Below are 16892 nucleotides of genomic sequence, written 5' to 3'. Positions count from 1 at the left end.
AGCGTAAAGAATGTCTTTCCCTTGTCCCGCTTATTCTCCCTGAGATGCTGGTTCATGCTCTGTTTCGTCACCCATCCGAAACAGAGAGGCTCACCATGACCCGCGTTCTCGTTCTCTACTACTCCAGCTATGGCCATATCCGCACCCTCGCCGAGGCAGAAGCCGAGGGCGCGCGCAGCGTCCGCGGCGTACAGGTCGACATTCGTCGTGTACCCGAGACGGTATCGGCGTCGGTGCGCAAGGCGGCAGGCCATGTCGCCGACGACACCCCGAAGGCCAAGGTCGAGGAGCTGCCCGACTATGACGCCATCATCCTCGGCACGCCGACTCGCTTCGGCAACATGGCCGCGCAGATGAAGCAGTTCATCGATCAGGCCGGCGGGCTCTGGGCTCGCAATGCTCTCGTCGGCAAGGTAGGCGCCGTCTTCACCTCCACCGGCTCGCAGCATGGCGGCCATGAGGCGGCGGTGCTCTCCACCCAGTTGCCCCTTCTGCATTTCGGCATGCTGATCGCCGGACTGCCCTATACCTTCGCGGGCCAGATGCGACACGACGAGATCGTCGGCGGCTCACCCTATGGCGCCGGCACCGTGGCCGGCGGGGACGGCTCGCGCCAGCCAAGCGACACGGAACGGGCCGGCGCCCGCTTTCAGGGGCGCCACGTGGCCGAGATTGCCGCACGCCTGGCCGCCGGTCGAGACATCTCGTCCTTTGCCTCTCAGTCAATCGAGGAGGTGAGCGCCTGATGACTGTCTCGCCCACCCCCTCGCTCACCCTCGACTTCTTCCACGATGTCGTCTGTGGCTGGTGCTTCAACCTGTCGCCGCGGCTGCATCGGCTGGCCGAGGAGTTCGAGCTCGATATCCGGCACCGTACCTTCGTCCTGCAGGACAGCCCGGCGCGCATGGCGGAGGTCTTCGGCTCCATGGCTCAGGCCAAGGCGACGATCCTCGACCATTGGGCGGCCTGTCGGGAAGCCAACGACGCACCGGAGCGCTTCAACATCGAGGGCATGCGTTCGGCCCCATTCGACTATCCCCATGGTTTGCCCGGGGCGCTGGCCTGCCAGGCCGCGCAATACCTGGCCGGCGAGGCAGGCCACTGGCAGATGTTCGATGCCATCCAGGCCGCTCACCTCAGCGAGGCTCGCAACGTCGCGGATCCCAGCGTGCTAAGGGCCATCGCCCGCGAGGCCGGTTTCGACGCCTTTGCCTTCACGCGGCGGCTGGAAGACCCGGCGACCCTCGAGGTCGTCCAGGCCGACCAGCGACTGGCCCGGCGGCTGCGGGTCAGCGTGGTACCCACGGTGATCGTGCGCGAGACGGGGCAGCGCCTGATCAATGGCCCACTGGAGAGCCTGCGCGCGCAGCTTCTCGACAATCTGCGGCTCGTTTCCACCGAGCTCACCTCCTGATCTCCTGCACCGGGCTGACCTTCCCCCTGGAACCCGGTGCCCCTGCCGATGCGAGGCATCGCCATGAACCGCTTGACCGACCTGCTGCTCACTGCCCTGGCGCCCGCCGTCTGGGGCAGCACCTATATTGTCACCAGCGAGCTCTTGCCCGCGGGCTATCCGATCACCCTGGCCGTGCTTCGCGCCCTGCCTGCCGGTCTGCTGTTGCTGCTGCTGGTCCGCAGGCTGCCGGGGCGCGACTGGTGGGGCAGGGTGCTGTTGCTCGGCGCCTTCAATTTCGCGATCTTCTGGACGTTGCTGTTCGTGGCGGCCTATCGGCTACCGGGCGGCGTGGCCGCTACCCTGGGCGCGTTGCAGGCGCTGTGGGTGGTGCTGCTGGCTCGCGGCCTGCTGGGTACGCCGATCATGACGCTTTCGGTCATGGCGGCACTGGCCGGTGCCGGCGGCGTTGCCCTCCTGGTGCTTACCCCCGCCACCGAGCTGGATCCTATCGGCCTGGCGGCTGGTCTCGGAGGTGCGCTATCGATGGCGACCGGTACCGTGCTCAGCCGCAAGTGGCAGCCACCGGTATCGCCGCTGACCTTCACCGCCTGGCAGCTGACGGCGGGCGGCCTGCTGCTGGTGCCGCTGGCCTGGTTCGGCGAACCTGCGCTGCCCGCTCTGACAACGACCAATATTGTGGGCCTCGGCTACCTCGGATTGATCGGCGCCGCCCTGACCTATTTCCTGTGGTTTCGCGGGGTCGCCCGCATCGAGCCGGCGGCGGTCTCGATGCTCGGGATGATGAGTCCACTGACCGCGGTCGCATTAGGCTGGATGCTGCTGGATCAGAGGCTGAGCCCGCTGCAGGCCGGCGGCGCTATGATCGTACTCGGCTCGGTGTGGCTCGGGCAGTGGGCTGCACGCCGCGGATCACGGCCTGCTACCGGAGCGCACTCTACGACCTGGCCATTGCCGCGGTGATGAACGCGGTTTTATGAACGCGATTTACTGGGCGTCGCCGTTTCGGGCGGTATGTTGGGATGAGGGACCTGGCGCAGGCTGGCGGGGCCCCGTCGGCATGAACAGGTTGTGGGCCGCGCTTTCTGATAGGTGCGCACGGCGCGCTCGTGAGCCTACCGCCGGACAATGCGAGAGGATGACGATGAACAAGGTGTGCATCGTAGGGGCTTCCGGGAAGCTGGGGCAGTACATGGTGCAGCATGCTCTTGATCGGGGCTACGAGGTGGTTGGCGTGTGCCGCCCGCAGAGCGTTGGGAAGCTCGAGCCCTTCAAGGGGCGCATCACGATCGTTCCGGGAGCGACGAACGACCGAGAGGTGATTGAGAAAGCCGTCGCGGGGTGCGATGGGGTGCTGACCGTGCTGGTGCCCTGGGGCGTTCAGCAGTACGCGACGGGGACGGCCCAGGCGGTGCTCGACCACGCGAAGCCCGGAGCACGCCTCGTCTTTTCCTGTGGTTGGCACATCTCCCGCGATGGCCAGGACATCTACTCCTGGAAGCTCAGGACCTTCGTGAAGGTTTTCGGCAGCCTCGCGCGACTCCTGCGCTTCGCGGACCTGGATGACCAGGTGGAAGCCTGCCGGCGCGTGTTCGCCAGTGGGAGGCGATGGACCGTCGTTCGGGGGAGTGATCTCGAGGAAGGTGAGAGCCAGGGCCTGCCGGTGTGGTCCCGGCATGTGGGCGATCCCATCCTCGCCAGCAACATCACTCGCCGCGTGGACTTTGCGCTTTTCATGGTGGCGGCGCTCGAAGACGAAGCGCTGGTTCAAGAGGCGCCGGCGATCGTTGGCTGCCAGACACCTTCTGTTCTCGCTGCGGGTGCGGAACGCTAGATCAAGAGCCCCGATCAGGGTAAGTGAGGTTTGCAAGCAAAGCCCCCGAGCCAGTCCTCTGGCTCGGGGGCTTTCGTTTGCAGCGGTGCCATCGCTCACCGGTGAGCGCCATACCCAACTGGGCGCGGTTGGGTTGCACGCTGGTCCGGGGCCCCAGACGCCGGGGCTAGCGACGTCTGCGACCATTCGATGTGTGGCATCCATCGGCACTCTCGCATACGCTGGCGGATTAAGATCGCTTAGAAAGCAGGGTGGCATACCGACATCGCCGAAACGCAGGGACTACCGCAGGGGTGGCAGGAGGCCATCACGGCTTGCCGGGTAGGGGCGGTAGCGTGCCTTAATCCCACTTCTCGCCATTATCTGAGCGGGATTCTGATGCCCGCAGCAAAAATTGGGGTCTGTCCCCGATTAGTCTAGGCAGTGTCGGGGCTGGCCAGGCCGCCCTCCGGACGCGATGGGGCCGACTGAGGGGGGAGGGCGACCATCCCGATGCAGGCTGTGATGGCGATGGACGCGGCAGGCAAACGCGCTATTGGCGTCGTTCAGGCAACGGCCTCTCCGCTATTTCGAGCACGTATACAAGAAGCGTAACAAGCGCCTCTCGGTGGTTAACGTATGAACGCATTCCAGGAATTGCTGCACGCCCAGAAAGTTTTCCCTACCTTCATATTCGATGAGTGCGTCTTTACGTTTCTCGCGCGCATCGTGCCAACGTTTGGACAATAGCGCACAATTTTCCGTGGTATCACGAGCTTCAAGCAGCTTGAGACCGGATTCCTGTATCAGTTGCTCATTGACACCCGGGGGGCTAAAGAAATACTGCCCGTCTGGGCATCGAGTCTCGAGCTCATCGATTGAAATCATCCCCTCAAGGACTAAGGCGTCACTGAAAACGAATCTCCCTCCTGGCTTGAGCAACCCATGCGTGTTGGCGAGCACTTCCCGGCGAAGAGGAACATGGCACATGACATCGGTGGAATAAATCGCGTCAAACGAGCCATTTTCATAGGGTAATGTTTGAGACGCATCCTGCAGCTCAAAGGTTACGAGGTCGGTGACATTCTCGCTTTCAGCAAGAGAATTGGCGGTTTCCACGCCCGGCGCATTGATCTCGAAACCCACGACCCGACAGCCGATACGTTTTGCCAAGCCGACAGCATACCCTCCAGAACCACACCCAATGTCCAGGACCGATGAATCGGGAGTCAACCGAAGCAGCTCGGGTATCTCATGAGATTCCTCAGTCGACACCCAGCTGGTTTGCCCATAGTCCTCCCCGTAGGTCTCTCGCCGGATCTCGCTATAGGTTTCAAGCGAATAATTGCTGTACGAGCTACTATAGAGATCGACATTTTCGGTCATGGATTCGTCCTTTTTGAACCGACTATTCTCAGAGCAAAACGCAAGAGTGTCGTGAAGTCGTGATTTTTTCACACTCGCGTGGCGACATTGCTCCGTTGGAAGATTCAGATGAGAAGGTCAAGGCTTGGCTGAACGAACGAGTGTGGCCTGTTCCTGTAAGCTAGCACTTGGGAAATCTCGTTGACAGCGAAGACGCCTGACCGCAAGGCGACGGTCGCCCGACCTGAGGGCGAATGACAGTCAGCGACCTTTCCCGATGTCAGCGTAAGTCGACGTGCCAGCAGCTGCAAAATTGGGGTCTGTCCCCGATTATCCTGGGCGGCATGGTGGCGCTGCGCGCGGCGATCCGGCATCCGCAGAGGATCGCCGGCCTGATCCTGATAGATACGGATGCCGGCGCGGAAATCGCCTGGCACCGGGTGAAGTATCGCGCCATGGGAATCGCGGTGAGCGTCTTCGGGTTCCGCCCGCTGCTTCCATACGTGACCCGCCTGATGTTCGGCGCCACCACGCGGCACGACAACCCCGCGCTGGTCACCGAAACCCGGGCGATGATTGCCCGAAGCCACGTGCCCTCGGCGCTCAAGTGCCTGGCGGCGCTGATGCGACGGGATTCGGTGGTGGAGCGCCTTCACGAGATCGGCGTGCCGGCCCTGGTGGTGGTGGGCGAGGAGGACCGCATGCTGCCGCCGTCGCTCTCATGTCGGATTCAGGAGGGCTTGCCAGATGCCCGCCTCACCACGATTCCAGACTCTGGGCACATGACACCCATCGAGCAGCCGGAGAGGGCCCACGCGGCCGTGCTGGCGTTTCTGAGGTCATTGGTGTACCCCCGCCATCGGGAATAGCTGCTGCTACGTGCTGTACGCGGCTTATTCCGCCAAGCCCGAGCCATCCAAGCGACTAGGCGCTGCCGGAGCGAAGCGGCCTCTACGCCGCCCTGTGGCCTCGCCAGTTCGGTGTCTTCATCGGGAGGAGGGGAATGACGCTACCGATGGCCTCTGTGTTGCCGAGGCGCTGCAGCCGGCGGAGTTCGAGCTACAGTAGGCGGCGATGCCCGCGGCTGCTTTGCCTCAACGAAATGCCCCCGAGCCGGAACACCGGCTCGGGGCTTTTTATACTCGGGCGAGCGACGTCTGCGACCAATCGACGTGTGGTTTATATCAGTAATCTCGCATACGCTGGCGGATTAAGGTCGCTTAAAGCCGGGCGGCCTATCGACATCGCCGGAACGCAGGGACTACCGCAGGGATGGCAGGAGGCCATCACGGCTTGCTGGGTAGGGGCGGTAGCGTGTCTGGAGTCCAGATTGTTTTTCGCAAAGTCGCGGATAAGTTGAAGCGCTTGACCCGCATGGTGGCCTTCACTCGATCCATCAGCTTGGGTGGTCTGTTGTGCGCGTCCATACGTTGCCGTCTAAAATATGGATGTACGTACAGTGCTATTGGGTCTGGCAAAACGCGCAAGCGCGCGAATCCTGCATAGGTGGCCGAGCTATTCTTAGGGGTTTTGCTATCAATGGGTTAGCCGTAAAATGGCGCGCTCGATAATATTGTTGAACGTGTCAGCTCGTTCAAGTCGATATACGAGCACGCGGTCTAATCACTGTTATGTAGTTGGGGGTAGGAATTGACCGAAGGATTTATTCGTCAAAGACGAAACCTGATAATTACAAATATCATTATTATTTTCTTGGCGTTGGCGAAGGTAAAAATTGAACAGCTCTCCGTTGCTGGAGTGCAATTCGGAGCCTTCGAAAATCCGGAGATTCTTTTGCTTTTTTTGTGGGTGACTTGGGCCTACTTCCTCTACAGGTACTCGGTGTACTTCCTTGAAGAAGGGCCGAGCAACCTACTCAAAACCTGGCGAAGGGACTTTGAAGCTACCGTGAATCCGCGGATAAAGTCCCTAGTCTATAGAGCATACGACAAGCCAAATGATGGTTGTGCCTATAGTTATTGGGGGCTTCGCCACAATGGTTATATCTACAACGGCCAAGCTTATGAGCAGACAGAAGGGAATGAAGAGAGAATGTTCAATTTTAAGCTTCCCGTTTATCGTCGCCAAATTATTCTGTGGGAAGCAATGGCGTTTCTCCGCTTCTCTATATTTTCTCCGCCAATTACTGATTATATCCTAGGGTTTGTCCTGAGCTTTGGCGTCGCAACGTACTGTGGTTTTATTTTAGGTTGGGGCGGTAACATTCTGAACTTGCTTCAATAACAAGATATTGCAGTTAGTTTCAGCCCTTTGGGCCTCTACCGGTCCGGCTTAAAGCTGCGCCTTAAGCCGGCCGCTGAATGTTGGCGTTAGGCATACAATTTATCGGAGAATGGAATGGATAGAAGTACAGGCGTAGAGATGATGGCTGGGGCTTTAGGTTTCTTGAGTAACATCAAAGAATCTAGCGCTGTCCCGGTTAGCAGCTTTGTGGCGCAGCAGCTTACTGGAGATAAGATGGCAGATCAGACTTTTTCTTCACTTTCCCTTATGATGCTCAAGTAACTTAAATCTGATGATAAGCAGTCGAGATACTTGTCATTCATAAACACTGACCGAGAAAGGATGAATTATGAATAAATCAAAATATGACCTTATAGACATCGCAAAAGCTGGAGCAAACCTCGTTTTAGATGCATCAAAATTCTCAAAATACGATCTCGTGGATATTGCAAAAGCTATACAGGATGGTTGTGGCCTAGAGCTATTTGGTTGCGACTCAAAATCAAAGTATGATTTAGTCGATATAGCAAAGGCGGCGCCAAGTAAAGTAACGATAAAGCAATAAGCAGCCTAACAAGGCCAGGCACGGTGACGTCTTTTCCGTTACGGCTTCGCCTTCACTACAAAGCCGCACTTGCTGGTTGCGTTCTAAAAACTGAGAAGGTTGAGTATGGATTTGTTCGAAATTGAAAAAGAAAAAAGGATATTAGAATCAGGAGTGCGAGAGGTTTTTACTCCATATCAGCCAATACTTAGTCGTGATCTTTTTTATGGTCGCTCTACCGAAGTCTCAAGCATTATTAAGCAATTGAATACTCCAGGTCAGCATTCAGTGCTTTTTGGAGATCGCGGTGTAGGAAAGAGTTCATTAGCTAACATTACCGCTGAAACCTTGAAGCCATTAAAAGGTGACAGGCTAATTAAAAAGCGTTGTGATAGTGATGATACTTTTGTATCCATTATTGAGAAGCTTCTAAATGAAGTTGGATTTGACCTTCAGGTCAGCTCTTCGCAACAACAGAAGGCCCAGGGAGGTAAGGCCGGAGTGAAGGTTCCTGGGTTACAAGCAGGTGTCGACTCGAAAAGTACCGACACGGTTAGTTTAAAGGGAGTGGAAGAACGTGCAAATTCGCCAAGCTGGGTTGCAGAGCAAGTTAAAGATTTAAAAGCTTTGTTCTTGCTTGATGAGATTGACGTAATAGATAAAAAAGAAAAATGGAAGGTTGCTGAATTAGTGAAGCAGCTTTCCGATGAAGGATCTCCTTTAAAGTTTTTGATTGTAGGTATTGCTGAGACAGCAAGCGAGCTAACTAATGCCCACAAATCCGTTCAGAGATGTTTGAAGGAAACACCTGTTCCCAAGTTGAGCGATCAAGAAATACACGAAATTGTTGAGAGTGGGTCTGAGCGGTTAGGTATAAAATTTTCTCCTTCTGCTATTAAAAAAATAGTCAGCGTAAGTGCAGGCTACGCCCATTTTACACACCTTTTGGCTCTGAAAGCTGCGGAGCAGGCGATTGGTGACGATCGAAACGAGATCTCGCTCGGCCATATTCAGCTTGCTACCGATGATGCTTGCGGCGATGCGGAAGGAGTCCTTAGAACTTCATACAACGACTCGATTCGTTCATCAAACACTGAGGAGTTCAAAAACATTCTGATTGCGGCATCTTCAATTACCGACGTGGAGTTCGATTCCACAAGGCTAAGAGGTGCGTACGCAAAGGTATGGGGTAGAGAAATCAACCAAGGTTGGTTAAACAATTACCTCCAAAAAATAGTGTCAGATGGAAGTGGTACAATTCTTCGTCGGCTAGCTAAGGGTGTCTATAGATTTAATGATCCTCGAATGCCCAGTTATATCAGGCTTGCCAACCTATCTAGCCTCCCCGATGTAGAACAAGAAGATGCAGCCGACCGCTAAAGCGACGTCTGATCTGTGTGTTAAATTTCAGCAAGAGTAAATGACCGTTACAAGAAAGCCCGAGCCGGTTTCCCGGCTCGGGGCTTTGCGTTGTGGCTCGGTCGTTACTGCGCGGAGAGCGCCACACCTACCTTGGAGCGGTTGGGCCGCCCGATGGCCTGGGTGATCCAGGTGCCGGTGGCGGCGAGCGCATCGAGGTCGATGCCGCTCTGGATGCCGAGGCCGTCGAGCAGGTAGACCACGTCCTCGCTTGCCACGTTGCCGGAGGCGCCCTTGGCGTAGGGGCAGCCGCCGAGGCCGGCGACGGAGCTGTCGATCACCGCCACGCCTTCCTCGAGCACGGCATAGAGGTTGGCGAGCGCCTGGCCGTAGGTGTCGTGGAAGTGGGCGGCGAGCCTGTCCATGGGTACCTCGCGGGCCACGGCCTCGATCATTCGCTTGGCCTTGAGCGGGGTGCCGGTGCCGATGGTGTCGCCAAGCGAGACCTCGTAGCAGCCCATGTCATAGAGCGCCTTGGAGACCTCGGCCACCTTGGCCGGGGCGATCTCGCCCTCGTAGGGACAGCCCAGCACGCAGGAGACGTAGCCGCGCACGCGCACGTTGGCCTCGCGGGCGCGCTCCAGCACCGGGGCGAAGCGCTCGAGCGATTCCGCCACCGAGCAGTTGATGTTCTTCTGCGAGAAGGCCTCGGAGGCGGCGCCGAACACCGCGACCTCCTCGACGCCGCACTCCAGCGCGGCCTCGAGCCCCTTGAGGTTGGGGGTCAGGGCCGAGTAGGTGACGCCTTTGCGGCGGCGGATGCCCTGCATCACCTCGCGGTGGTCGGCCATCTGCGGCACCCACTTGGGCGAGACGAAGCTCGCCGCCTCGATGTAGGTGAGGCCGGCCGCGCCGAGGCGCTCGATCAGCTCGAGCTTGGTCGCGGTATTGATCGGCTCCGGCTCGTTCTGCAGGCCGTCGCGGGGGCCGACCTCGACCAGGCGCACGGTTTGGGGAAATGCCATTTCTTCTCTCCTGTCATTCTGGCGATGTTCCGGCGACAGGTCCTATCGCGGAGGCGCTGTGAACCCATCCTTGGGCGCTACCTCTGCCATCCCTGGCAGAGGACCTCCGCTTCGACCTGTCCCCGGTGTCGCCCGCCTGCGCGCGGTGTCTTACTCGTCGGCGGCGAATTCGAGCAGCACGTCGCCCTGGCCCACGGTGTCGCCGGCCTGGAAGTGGAAGCTCGCCACGTGCCCGTCGGCGGGGGCGGACATGGTGTGCTCCATCTTCATGGCCTCCATGACCATCAGCGGCATGCCCTTCTCGACGCGGGCGCCGGCCTCCACCAGCAGCGCCACCACGGTGCCGTGCATGGGCGCGGTGAGGGTGGACTCGGCCTCGTGGTGGCCGTGGTCGATGGCGTCGATGCGCCGCCAGAACAGGCGGGTCTCGCCGCGGGGGTCGACCATCACCACCACGTTGCCGTCGCGGCGCGCCTGCAGGCGACGGCGGTGGCCGTCCAGGGTCATCGCCACGGCGTCGCCGGCCAGCGGGTCGAGGCGCGCGGTGAGCGTCTGGTCACCGATGGTCAGGTGCCAAGCGGCATCATTGCGCTCGCGGGTGCCCTCGACCACCACCACGGCCTCGGAGTCGTCGTCGTCCTGGGCATGCGCCGGGTCGCACAGGGCGATGCGGATGGTGTGCGGGGCGTTGACGCGGAAGCCGTCGTGGCGGTCCCAGGGCGAGTCGGTCTCGCACTCGCGGGCGAGCTGGTTCAGGCCCACCAGGGCGGCCCCGGCATACTCCTCGGTGGAGTAGCTACGCGGCGCGAAGAGGGTCTCCTCGTGCTTCTCGATGAAGCGTGTGTCCAGCTCGCAGGCCTTGAAGGCGGGGTGGGTGGCCAGCCGCTGCAGGAAGGCGCGGTTGGTGACCACGCCCTGCACGTCCAGCGCCGCCAGGGCCCGGTTCAGGGTCGCCAGCGCCTGGTTGCGGTCGTTGCCGTGGACGATCAGCTTGGCGAGCATCGGGTCGTAGTGCATGGAGACGACATCGCCGGTCTCCACGCCGCTGTCCAGGCGCACGCGCGCCGGGTCCAGGCCGGCGCCTTCCAGGTCCATGGCGAAGCGGGTGAGGGTGCCGGTGGCGGGCAGGAAGTCCTGCTCCGGGTCCTCGGCGTAGAGCCGCGCCTCGAAGCTGTGGCCGGTGATGGTCAGCTCGTCCTGCGCCAGCGGCAGCCGCTCGCCCATGGCCACGCGCAGCTGCCACTCGACCAGGTCCTGGCCGGTGATCATCTCGGTGACCGGGTGCTCCACCTGCAGGCGGGTGTTCATCTCCATGAAGAAGAACGACCCATCGGCATCCAGCAGGAACTCCACCGTGCCGGCGCCCACGTAGCCGATCTCGCGGGCGGCGCGCACGGCAGCCTCGCCCATCTCGCGGCGCAGGGCCTCGCTCATGCCCGGGGCGGGGGCCTCCTCCAGCACCTTCTGGTGGCGGCGCTGCACGGAGCAGTCGCGCTCGAAGAGATAGACGCCGTTGCCGTGGCTGTCGCAGAAGACCTGGACCTCGACGTGGCGCGGCTGGGTCAGGTACTTCTCGATCAGCATGCGCTGGTCGCCGAAGGCGGCCTGGGACTCGCGGCGGCAGCCATCCAGGGCGGCCTGGAAGCCCTCGGTGGACTCCACCACGCGCATGCCCTTGCCGCCGCCGCCGGCGCTGGCCTTGAGCAGCACCGGATAGCCGATCTTGTCGGCCTCGGCCTTGAGCAGGGCGTCGTCCTGGTCGTCGCCATGGTAGCCGGGCACCAGCGGCACGCCGGCGTTGGCCATGCGCGCCTTGGCGGCGGACTTGTCGCCCATGGCGGCGATGGCCGAGGCGGGAGGGCCGACGAAGACGATGCCGGCCTGGTCCAGCGCCTCGACGAAGGCGCCGTTCTCGGACAGGAAGCCGTAGCCCGGGTGGATGGCCCCGGCGCCGCTGCGGCGGGCGGCCTCCACCACGGCCTCGACCTTGAGGTAGCTCTCGCGGGCCGCGGCGGGGCCGAGGCGGATGGCCTCGTCGGCCTCGCGCACGTGGCGGGCGTTGGCGTCGGCATCGGAATAGACGGCGATGGTGCGCAGGCCCATGGCACGTGCCGTGCGCATCACCCGGCAGGCGATCTCGCCGCGGTTGGCGACCAGCAGGGTGTCGAAGGTGTTCGAACGGCTCATGAGCGGCGCTCCGTGGCGGTCTTGTCAGGGGCGGTGTCGGGGGCTGTGTTGGGAGCGTCGGGCGTCCAGGCGGGGCGGCGCTTCTCGAAGAAGCTGGCGAGCCCCTCCTGGCCCTCGGCGCTGACGCGAAGCTCACTGATCACCCGGCAGGTGTGCTCCCGGGTGGCCTGGCTGTCGGGCTCCCGGGCGACCTCGGCGAGCAGCGCCTTGGTGGCGCGCTGGGCCTGGGGCGAGCCGGCCAGCAGGACGTCGAGCATGGCGTCGACGGCGCCGTCCAGGGCGTCAGGGGCGACCACCTGATGCACCAGGTCCAGGGAGAGCGCGGTGGGGGCGTCCATGACCTCGGCGGTCAGGGCATAGCGTCGGGCCTGCCGCTCGCCCAGGGCGCGCTGCACGTAGGGGCTGATCACGGCCGGCGACAGGCCGATCTTGACCTCGGAGAGGCAGAACTTCGCCTTCTCGGAGGCGACCACCACGTCGCAGCAGGCGGCCAGGCCCACGGCCCCGCCGAAGGCCGCCCCCTGCACGCGGCACAGGGTGGGGCAGGGCAGGGTGTCCAGCCGGTGCATCAGGGTCGCGAGCTTGCGCGAGTCGGACAGGTTGCCGTCGAAATCGTACTCGACCATGCGCTTCATCCAGCCGAGGTCGGCCCCGGCGGAGAAGCTCTTGCCCTCGGAGCCCAGCACCACCACGCGCACCTCGCCGTGATGCGCGCCATCGTGCAGGCGCTCGAGATGGGCGTTGAGCTCGGCGATCAGGCTGTCGTCGAAGGCGTTGTGGACGTCCGGGCGGTCCAGCGTCAGCCAGGCCACGCCGCGCTCGTCGATCGTCAGTCGGGAATATGTCTGCGTCATCTCGACCTCACATCCGGAACACGCCGAAGCGGGTCTCTTCCACTTCGGCATTCATGGCGGCGGCCAGCGACAGGCCGAGGATCTCGCGGGTCTGTATCGGGTCGATGACGCCGTCGTCCCACAGCCTGGCGCTGGCGTAGTAGGGGTGGCCCTGGTGCTCGTACTGCTCGCGGGTGGGCGCCTTGAAGGCTTCTTCCTCCTCCTTCGTCCACTCGCGGCCCTCGCGCTCGATCTGCTCGCGCTTCACCTGGGAGAGTACGCCGGCGGCCTGCTCGCCACCCATCACCGAGATGCGGGCGTTGGGCCACATGAACAGCAGGTTGGGCTCGAAGGCGCGGCCGCACATGCCGTAGTTGCCGGCGCCGAAGCTGCCGCCGATCAGCACGGTGAACTTGGGCACCCGGGCGCAGGCCACCGCGGTGACCAGCTTGGCGCCGTGCTTGGCGATGCCCTCGTGCTCGTACTTCGAGCCGACCATGAAGCCGGTGATGTTCTGCAGGAACACCAGGGGGATCTTGCGCTGGGCGCACAGCTCGATGAAGTGGGCGCCCTTCACGGCGGACTCGGAGAACAGCACGCCGTTGTTGGCGACGATGCCCACCGGGTAGCCGTGGATGTGAGCGAAGCCGGTGACCAGGGTGTCGCCGTAGTAGCGCTTGAACTCGTCGAAGTCGGAGTCGTCGACGATGCGCCCGATCACCTCGCGCACGTCGTAGGGCTTCTTGAGGTCGGTGCCGACGATGCCGTAGAGCTCGCTCGGGTCGAGGCGCGGTGGCCTGGGCGCCTGCATGGCCAGCTGGCCGCGCTTCTGCCAGTTGAGCCGCGAGACGCAGCCACGGGCCAGCTGCAGGGCGTGGGCGTCGTTCTCGGCATAGTGGTCGGCCACGCCGCTGACCTTGGCGTGCACGTCGGCGCCGCCCAGGTCCTCGGCGCTGATGCTCTCGCCGGTAGCGGCCTTCACCAGGGGCGGGCCGCCGAGGAAGATGGTGCCCTGCTCCTTGACGATGATCGACTCGTCGGCCATGGCCGGCACGTAGGCGCCGCCGGCGGTGCAGGAGCCCATCACCACGGCGATCTGCGGGATGCCCTCGGCAGAGAGCGTCGCCTGGTTGTAGAAGATGCGCCCGAAGTGGTCGCGGTCCGGGAAGACCTCGTCCTGGCGGGGCAGGAAGGCGCCGCCGGAGTCGACCAGGTAGATGCACGGCAGGCGATGCTTGCGGGCGATCTCCTGGGCGCGCAGGTGCTTCTTCACGGTGAGCGGGAAGTAGGTGCCGCCCTTGACCGTGGCGTCGTTGGCGACGATCACGCACTCCACCCCCGAGACCCGGCCGATGCCGGTGACCACGCCGGCGGCGGGCACCGAGGCGTCGTAGACCTCGTGGGCGGCCAGCGACGAGAACTCGAGGAAGGGCGAGCCCTCGTCGATCAGGTGGTCGATGCGGTCGCGCACGAACAGCTTGCCGCGGGACTCGTGGCGCTGGCGGGCCTTCTCGCCGCCGCCCTGGGCGATGGCCGCGGTCAGCTCGCGCAGCTTGCCGACCTCGTGGCGCATGGCGACGTCGTTGGCCTGGAAGACGTCGCTGCGCGGGTTGATCTGGGTCTGGAGGATGCTCATGGAACGCCGCCCTTACTTGGATTCGTTGAAGATCTCGCGGCCGATCAGCATCCGGCGGATCTCGCTGGTGCCGGCGCCGATCTCGTAGAGCTTGGCATCGCGCAGCAGACGCCCGGTCGGGTACTCGTTGATGTAGCCGTTGCCGCCGAGCAGCTGGATGGCGTCCAGCGCCACCTGGGTCGCCTTCTCGGCGCAGTAGAGGATCACGCCGGCGGCGTCCTTGCGGGAGGTCCGGCCACGGTCGCAGCCCGCCGCCACGGCGTAGAGGTAGGCGCGGCAGGCGTTCAGGGTGGTGTACATGTCGGCGATCTTGCCCTGCACCAGCTGGAACTCGCCGATGGACTGGTTGAACTGCTTACGCTCGTGAACGTAGGGGACCACGATGTCCATGGCCGCCTGCATGATGCCGATGGGGCCGGCGGCGAGCACGGTGCGCTCGTAGTCCAGGCCGCTCATCAGCACCTTCACGCCGCGGCCGACCTCGCCCAGCACGTTCTCCTCCGGCACCTCGCAGTCCTCGAACACCAGCTCGCAGGTGTTGGAGCCGCGCATGCCCAGCTTGTCGAGCTTCTGGGCGGTGGAGAAGCCGGCCATGCCCTTCTCGATGATGAAGGCGGTGATCCCCTTGGAGCCGGCCTCCGGGTCGGTCTTGGCATAGACCACCAGCACGTCGGCGTCGGGGCCGTTGGTGATCCACATCTTGTTGCCGTTGAGGATGTACTTGTCACCCTCCTTGCGGGCGCGCAGCTTCATGGAGACCACGTCGGAGCCGGCGCCCGGCTCGGACATGGCCAGCGCCCCCACGTGCTCGCCGCTGATCAGCTTGGGCAGGTACTTGGCCTTCTGTTCCGCGCTGGCATTGATCTTGAGCTGGTTCACGCAGAGGTTGGAGTGCGCGCCGTAGGAGAGGCCCACCGAGGCGCTGGCCCGGGAGATCTCCTCCATGGCGATGCAGTGCGCCAGGTAGCCCATGCCGCTGCCGCCGTCCTCGTCCGCCACGGTGATGCCGAGCAGGCCCATGTCGCCGAACTTCTGCCAGAGGTCGTTGGGGAACTCGTTCTTCTCGTCGATCTCGGCCGCGCGCGGGGCGATCTCGTCCCGGGCGAAGGCGTTGACATGGTCGCGCAGCATGTTCAGCTCGTCGTCGAGGCCGAAGTCGAGGGGTTGGTAGGGCGTGTGCATGGCGTGGCTCCCGTCTCGTCAGGTGAAGCGTCCCGCGCGAGCGGCGACGCAACAGGCAAACTGGTGTCATCAAAATGGCAGATGCGACAAGACTAGGCGAGGTTGACGTTAACGTAAAGTGCAACATTTGCCGGCTTATACGAAGGTGGCAAGGACGGGGGCGGGTGCCCCCATGGGCCGCGTTGGCGGCCGGGCATGGGAGCGGTCGGGAAAGCCGTGTGCGAGGCGGGAGGACTCAGCCGACGATCGCGGAGATCACCGCATGGTAGAGCGGAATGCCGAAGATCACGTTGAGGGGGAAGGTCAGCCCCAGCGAGGCGAGCATGGCCAGGCCGATGTTGGCCTGGGGAATGGCGGCGCGCATGGCGGCCGGGGCGGCGATGTAGGAGGCGCTGGCCGCCAGTGTGGTCAGGATCAGCACCGAGCCCTGGGGCAGGTCCAGCGCCAGCCCGACCAGCAGGCCGGACAGGGCGAGCAGCGGCGGCGTGACCAGCGCGAAGCTGAGCAGGCGCCAGTGTTGCCAGGGCAGGGGGCGCAGGGTCTCGGCGGCGGTGAGGCCCATCTCCAGCAGGAAGAGGGCGAGCACGGCGTGGAAGGCCCCGGTCAGCAGGTCGGTGACGTTGGCGCCCTCCTGGGGCCCGTAGAGGGCGCCGATGACCACGCCGCCGGCCAGCAGGATCACCCCGCGATTGGTAAGGGTCTCGTGCCACAGGCCACTGATCGCCTCGCCGCCCTGGGCCCCGCGGTAGCGGCGGTAGAGGGCGATGGAGACCATGATCGCGGGCAGCTCCAGCATCACCAGGTAGAGTGTCACCTCGGCGCCGGTGGGCAGGCCGCGCCCCTCGGCGAAGGCCAGCGCCACGGCGAAGGTGCCCGCGCTCACCGAGCCGTAGTGGGCGGCGATGCTGGCACTGTCGGCCGCGGATAGCCGCACCAGGCGTCGCAGTATTGGCATCAGGGCCAGGGGGATCAGCGCGCCGAGGGCGGCCACGGCCCCCAGTTCCGGCAGCAGCGACCAGTGCAGGTTGCCGTAGAGCGCCATCCCGCCCTTGATGCCGATGGTCAGCATCAGCAGCAGGCTCAGGGTGTCGTAGGCGGCCTTGGGGATGGTCAGGTCCGACTTCACCACCCCGGCGAGCACGCCGAGCAGGAAGAACATCACCACGATATCGGGCATGGCAGGGATCTCGTACCGAGTGAACCACGTGCGTCGAGTGTGTAGATTCCGACACACTATGAGCAGGAATGACTGTCGGAGCCCATCATATATGATCCCTCATGATACGGGGG

The 16892-nt window shown here is 62.9% G+C and carries 16 protein-coding genes; 9 read left to right on the top strand and 7 right to left on the bottom strand.

Annotated elements, in window-relative coordinates; translation table 11 throughout:
* Nucleotides 1-95 precede the first annotated feature (95 nt).
* The 4 genes from wrbA to BOX17_RS00780 all read left to right on the top strand — a co-directional run bounded on the left by wrbA (nucleotide 96) and on the right by BOX17_RS00780 (nucleotide 3248).
* Complete coding sequence (gene wrbA / locus BOX17_RS00795; RefSeq protein WP_071941604.1) at nucleotides 96-746, top strand: NAD(P)H:quinone oxidoreductase; 651 nt, start codon at nucleotides 96-98, stop codon at nucleotides 744-746.
* Entirely contained in the window at nucleotides 746-1414 is a 669-nt protein-coding gene (locus tag BOX17_RS00790; protein ID WP_071941603.1) for a DsbA family oxidoreductase, read from the top strand. Before wrbA ends, BOX17_RS00790 begins: the two co-directional genes overlap by 1 nt.
* Nucleotides 1415-1477: 63 nt before the next feature.
* Nucleotides 1478-2377 (top strand): EamA family transporter, encoded by a 900-nt coding sequence (locus BOX17_RS00785; protein ID WP_071946524.1) that lies wholly within the window; start codon nucleotides 1478-1480, stop codon nucleotides 2375-2377.
* A 175-nt stretch (nucleotides 2378-2552) separates the two neighbouring features.
* Nucleotides 2553-3248, top strand: a complete 696-nt coding sequence (locus tag BOX17_RS00780) for an NAD(P)-dependent oxidoreductase (protein ID WP_208858073.1) — start codon at nucleotides 2553-2555, stop codon at nucleotides 3246-3248.
* A gap of 564 nt (nucleotides 3249-3812) precedes the next feature.
* Here BOX17_RS00780 and BOX17_RS00775 read toward each other — a convergent pair.
* On the bottom strand, nucleotides 3813-4613 hold the full coding sequence (locus BOX17_RS00775; RefSeq protein WP_071941601.1) for an SAM-dependent methyltransferase: 801 nt from the start codon (nucleotides 4611-4613) through the stop codon (nucleotides 3813-3815).
* 233 nt (nucleotides 4614-4846) lie between these two features.
* On the opposite strand from BOX17_RS00775, the gene BOX17_RS00770 reads away from it, so the two are divergent.
* From BOX17_RS00770 to BOX17_RS00765, 5 genes are all read left to right on the top strand, one after another.
* Nucleotides 4847-5461: an alpha/beta fold hydrolase gene (locus BOX17_RS00770; protein ID WP_071941600.1), complete on the top strand. Its 615-nt coding sequence runs from the start codon at nucleotides 4847-4849 to the stop codon at nucleotides 5459-5461.
* A gap of 781 nt (nucleotides 5462-6242) precedes the next feature.
* The gene (locus BOX17_RS16670; RefSeq protein ID WP_125925491.1) at nucleotides 6243-6836 is read left to right on the top strand and encodes a hypothetical protein; all 594 of its coding nucleotides are present in this window, start codon (nucleotides 6243-6245) and stop codon (nucleotides 6834-6836) included.
* Between the two features lie 114 nt (nucleotides 6837-6950).
* Entirely contained in the window at nucleotides 6951-7118 is a 168-nt protein-coding gene (locus tag BOX17_RS16905) for a hypothetical protein (RefSeq protein WP_164508618.1), read from the top strand.
* Between the two features lie 67 nt (nucleotides 7119-7185).
* Entirely contained in the window at nucleotides 7186-7401 is a 216-nt protein-coding gene (locus BOX17_RS16665) for a hypothetical protein (protein WP_125925489.1), read from the top strand.
* Between the two features lie 105 nt (nucleotides 7402-7506).
* The gene (locus tag BOX17_RS00765; RefSeq protein WP_071941599.1) at nucleotides 7507-8760 is read left to right on the top strand and encodes an nSTAND1 domain-containing NTPase; all 1254 of its coding nucleotides are present in this window, start codon (nucleotides 7507-7509) and stop codon (nucleotides 8758-8760) included.
* 104 nt (nucleotides 8761-8864) lie between these two features.
* On the opposite strand, the gene BOX17_RS00760 is transcribed toward BOX17_RS00765, so the two are convergent.
* The 6 genes from BOX17_RS00760 to BOX17_RS00735 all read right to left on the bottom strand — a co-directional run bounded on the left by BOX17_RS00760 (nucleotide 8865) and on the right by BOX17_RS00735 (nucleotide 16779).
* On the bottom strand, nucleotides 8865-9764 hold the full coding sequence (locus tag BOX17_RS00760; RefSeq protein WP_071941598.1) for a hydroxymethylglutaryl-CoA lyase: 900 nt from the start codon (nucleotides 9762-9764) through the stop codon (nucleotides 8865-8867).
* A gap of 150 nt (nucleotides 9765-9914) precedes the next feature.
* The gene (locus BOX17_RS00755; RefSeq protein WP_071941597.1) at nucleotides 9915-11951 is read right to left on the bottom strand and encodes an acetyl/propionyl/methylcrotonyl-CoA carboxylase subunit alpha; all 2037 of its coding nucleotides are present in this window, start codon (nucleotides 11949-11951) and stop codon (nucleotides 9915-9917) included.
* Complete coding sequence (locus BOX17_RS00750) at nucleotides 11948-12805, bottom strand: enoyl-CoA hydratase/isomerase family protein (protein ID WP_071941596.1); 858 nt, start codon at nucleotides 12803-12805, stop codon at nucleotides 11948-11950. The genes BOX17_RS00755 and BOX17_RS00750 overlap by 4 nt, the downstream gene beginning before the upstream one ends.
* A gap of 7 nt (nucleotides 12806-12812) precedes the next feature.
* Nucleotides 12813-14420 carry a carboxyl transferase domain-containing protein gene (locus tag BOX17_RS00745; protein ID WP_071941595.1) on the bottom strand — a complete coding sequence of 536 codons (1608 nt, stop codon included), beginning with the start codon at nucleotides 14418-14420 and terminating at the stop codon, nucleotides 12813-12815.
* A gap of 12 nt (nucleotides 14421-14432) precedes the next feature.
* On the bottom strand, nucleotides 14433-15602 hold the full coding sequence (locus BOX17_RS00740; RefSeq protein WP_071941594.1) for an isovaleryl-CoA dehydrogenase: 1170 nt from the start codon (nucleotides 15600-15602) through the stop codon (nucleotides 14433-14435).
* A gap of 235 nt (nucleotides 15603-15837) precedes the next feature.
* A complete protein-coding gene (locus BOX17_RS00735; RefSeq protein ID WP_071941593.1) occupies nucleotides 15838-16779 on the bottom strand; it encodes a sodium-dependent bicarbonate transport family permease in 942 nt (313 codons plus the stop codon).
* Between the last annotated feature and the right edge of the window lie 113 nt (nucleotides 16780-16892).

Origin of the sequence: Halomonas aestuarii (assembly GCF_001886615.1) — a bacterium.
GTDB classification, from domain to species: Bacteria; Pseudomonadota; Gammaproteobacteria; order Pseudomonadales; family Halomonadaceae; genus Halomonas; species Halomonas aestuarii.
This window is presented reverse-complemented; position numbering and strand designations above follow the sequence as displayed.

Bases quoted from the DNA above. Each gene is read 5' to 3' on its own strand.
- wrbA (WP_071941604.1), top strand. From the start codon at position 96: ATGACCCGCGTTCTCGTTCTCTACTACTCCAGCTATGGCCATATCCGC.
- BOX17_RS00790 (WP_071941603.1), top strand. From the start codon at position 746: ATGACTGTCTCGCCCACCCCCTCGCTCACCCTCGACTTCTTCCACGAT.
- BOX17_RS00785 (WP_071946524.1), top strand. From the start codon at position 1,478: ATGAACCGCTTGACCGACCTGCTGCTCACTGCCCTGGCGCCCGCCGTC.
- BOX17_RS00780 (WP_208858073.1), top strand. From the start codon at position 2,553: ATGACGATGAACAAGGTGTGCATCGTAGGGGCTTCCGGGAAGCTGGGG.
- BOX17_RS00775 (WP_071941601.1), bottom strand. From the start codon at position 4,613: ATGACCGAAAATGTCGATCTCTATAGTAGCTCGTACAGCAATTATTCG.
- BOX17_RS00770 (WP_071941600.1), top strand. From the start codon at position 4,847: ATGACAGTCAGCGACCTTTCCCGATGTCAGCGTAAGTCGACGTGCCAG.
- BOX17_RS16905 (WP_164508618.1), top strand. From the start codon at position 6,951: ATGGATAGAAGTACAGGCGTAGAGATGATGGCTGGGGCTTTAGGTTTC.
- BOX17_RS16665 (WP_125925489.1), top strand. From the start codon at position 7,186: ATGAATAAATCAAAATATGACCTTATAGACATCGCAAAAGCTGGAGCA.
- BOX17_RS00765 (WP_071941599.1), top strand. From the start codon at position 7,507: ATGGATTTGTTCGAAATTGAAAAAGAAAAAAGGATATTAGAATCAGGA.
- BOX17_RS00760 (WP_071941598.1), bottom strand. From the start codon at position 9,764: ATGGCATTTCCCCAAACCGTGCGCCTGGTCGAGGTCGGCCCCCGCGAC.
- BOX17_RS00755 (WP_071941597.1), bottom strand. From the start codon at position 11,951: ATGAGCCGTTCGAACACCTTCGACACCCTGCTGGTCGCCAACCGCGGC.
- BOX17_RS00750 (WP_071941596.1), bottom strand. From the start codon at position 12,805: ATGACGCAGACATATTCCCGACTGACGATCGACGAGCGCGGCGTGGCC.
- BOX17_RS00745 (WP_071941595.1), bottom strand. From the start codon at position 14,420: ATGAGCATCCTCCAGACCCAGATCAACCCGCGCAGCGACGTCTTCCAG.
- BOX17_RS00740 (WP_071941594.1), bottom strand. From the start codon at position 15,602: ATGCACACGCCCTACCAACCCCTCGACTTCGGCCTCGACGACGAGCTG.
- BOX17_RS00735 (WP_071941593.1), bottom strand. From the start codon at position 16,779: ATGCCCGATATCGTGGTGATGTTCTTCCTGCTCGGCGTGCTCGCCGGG.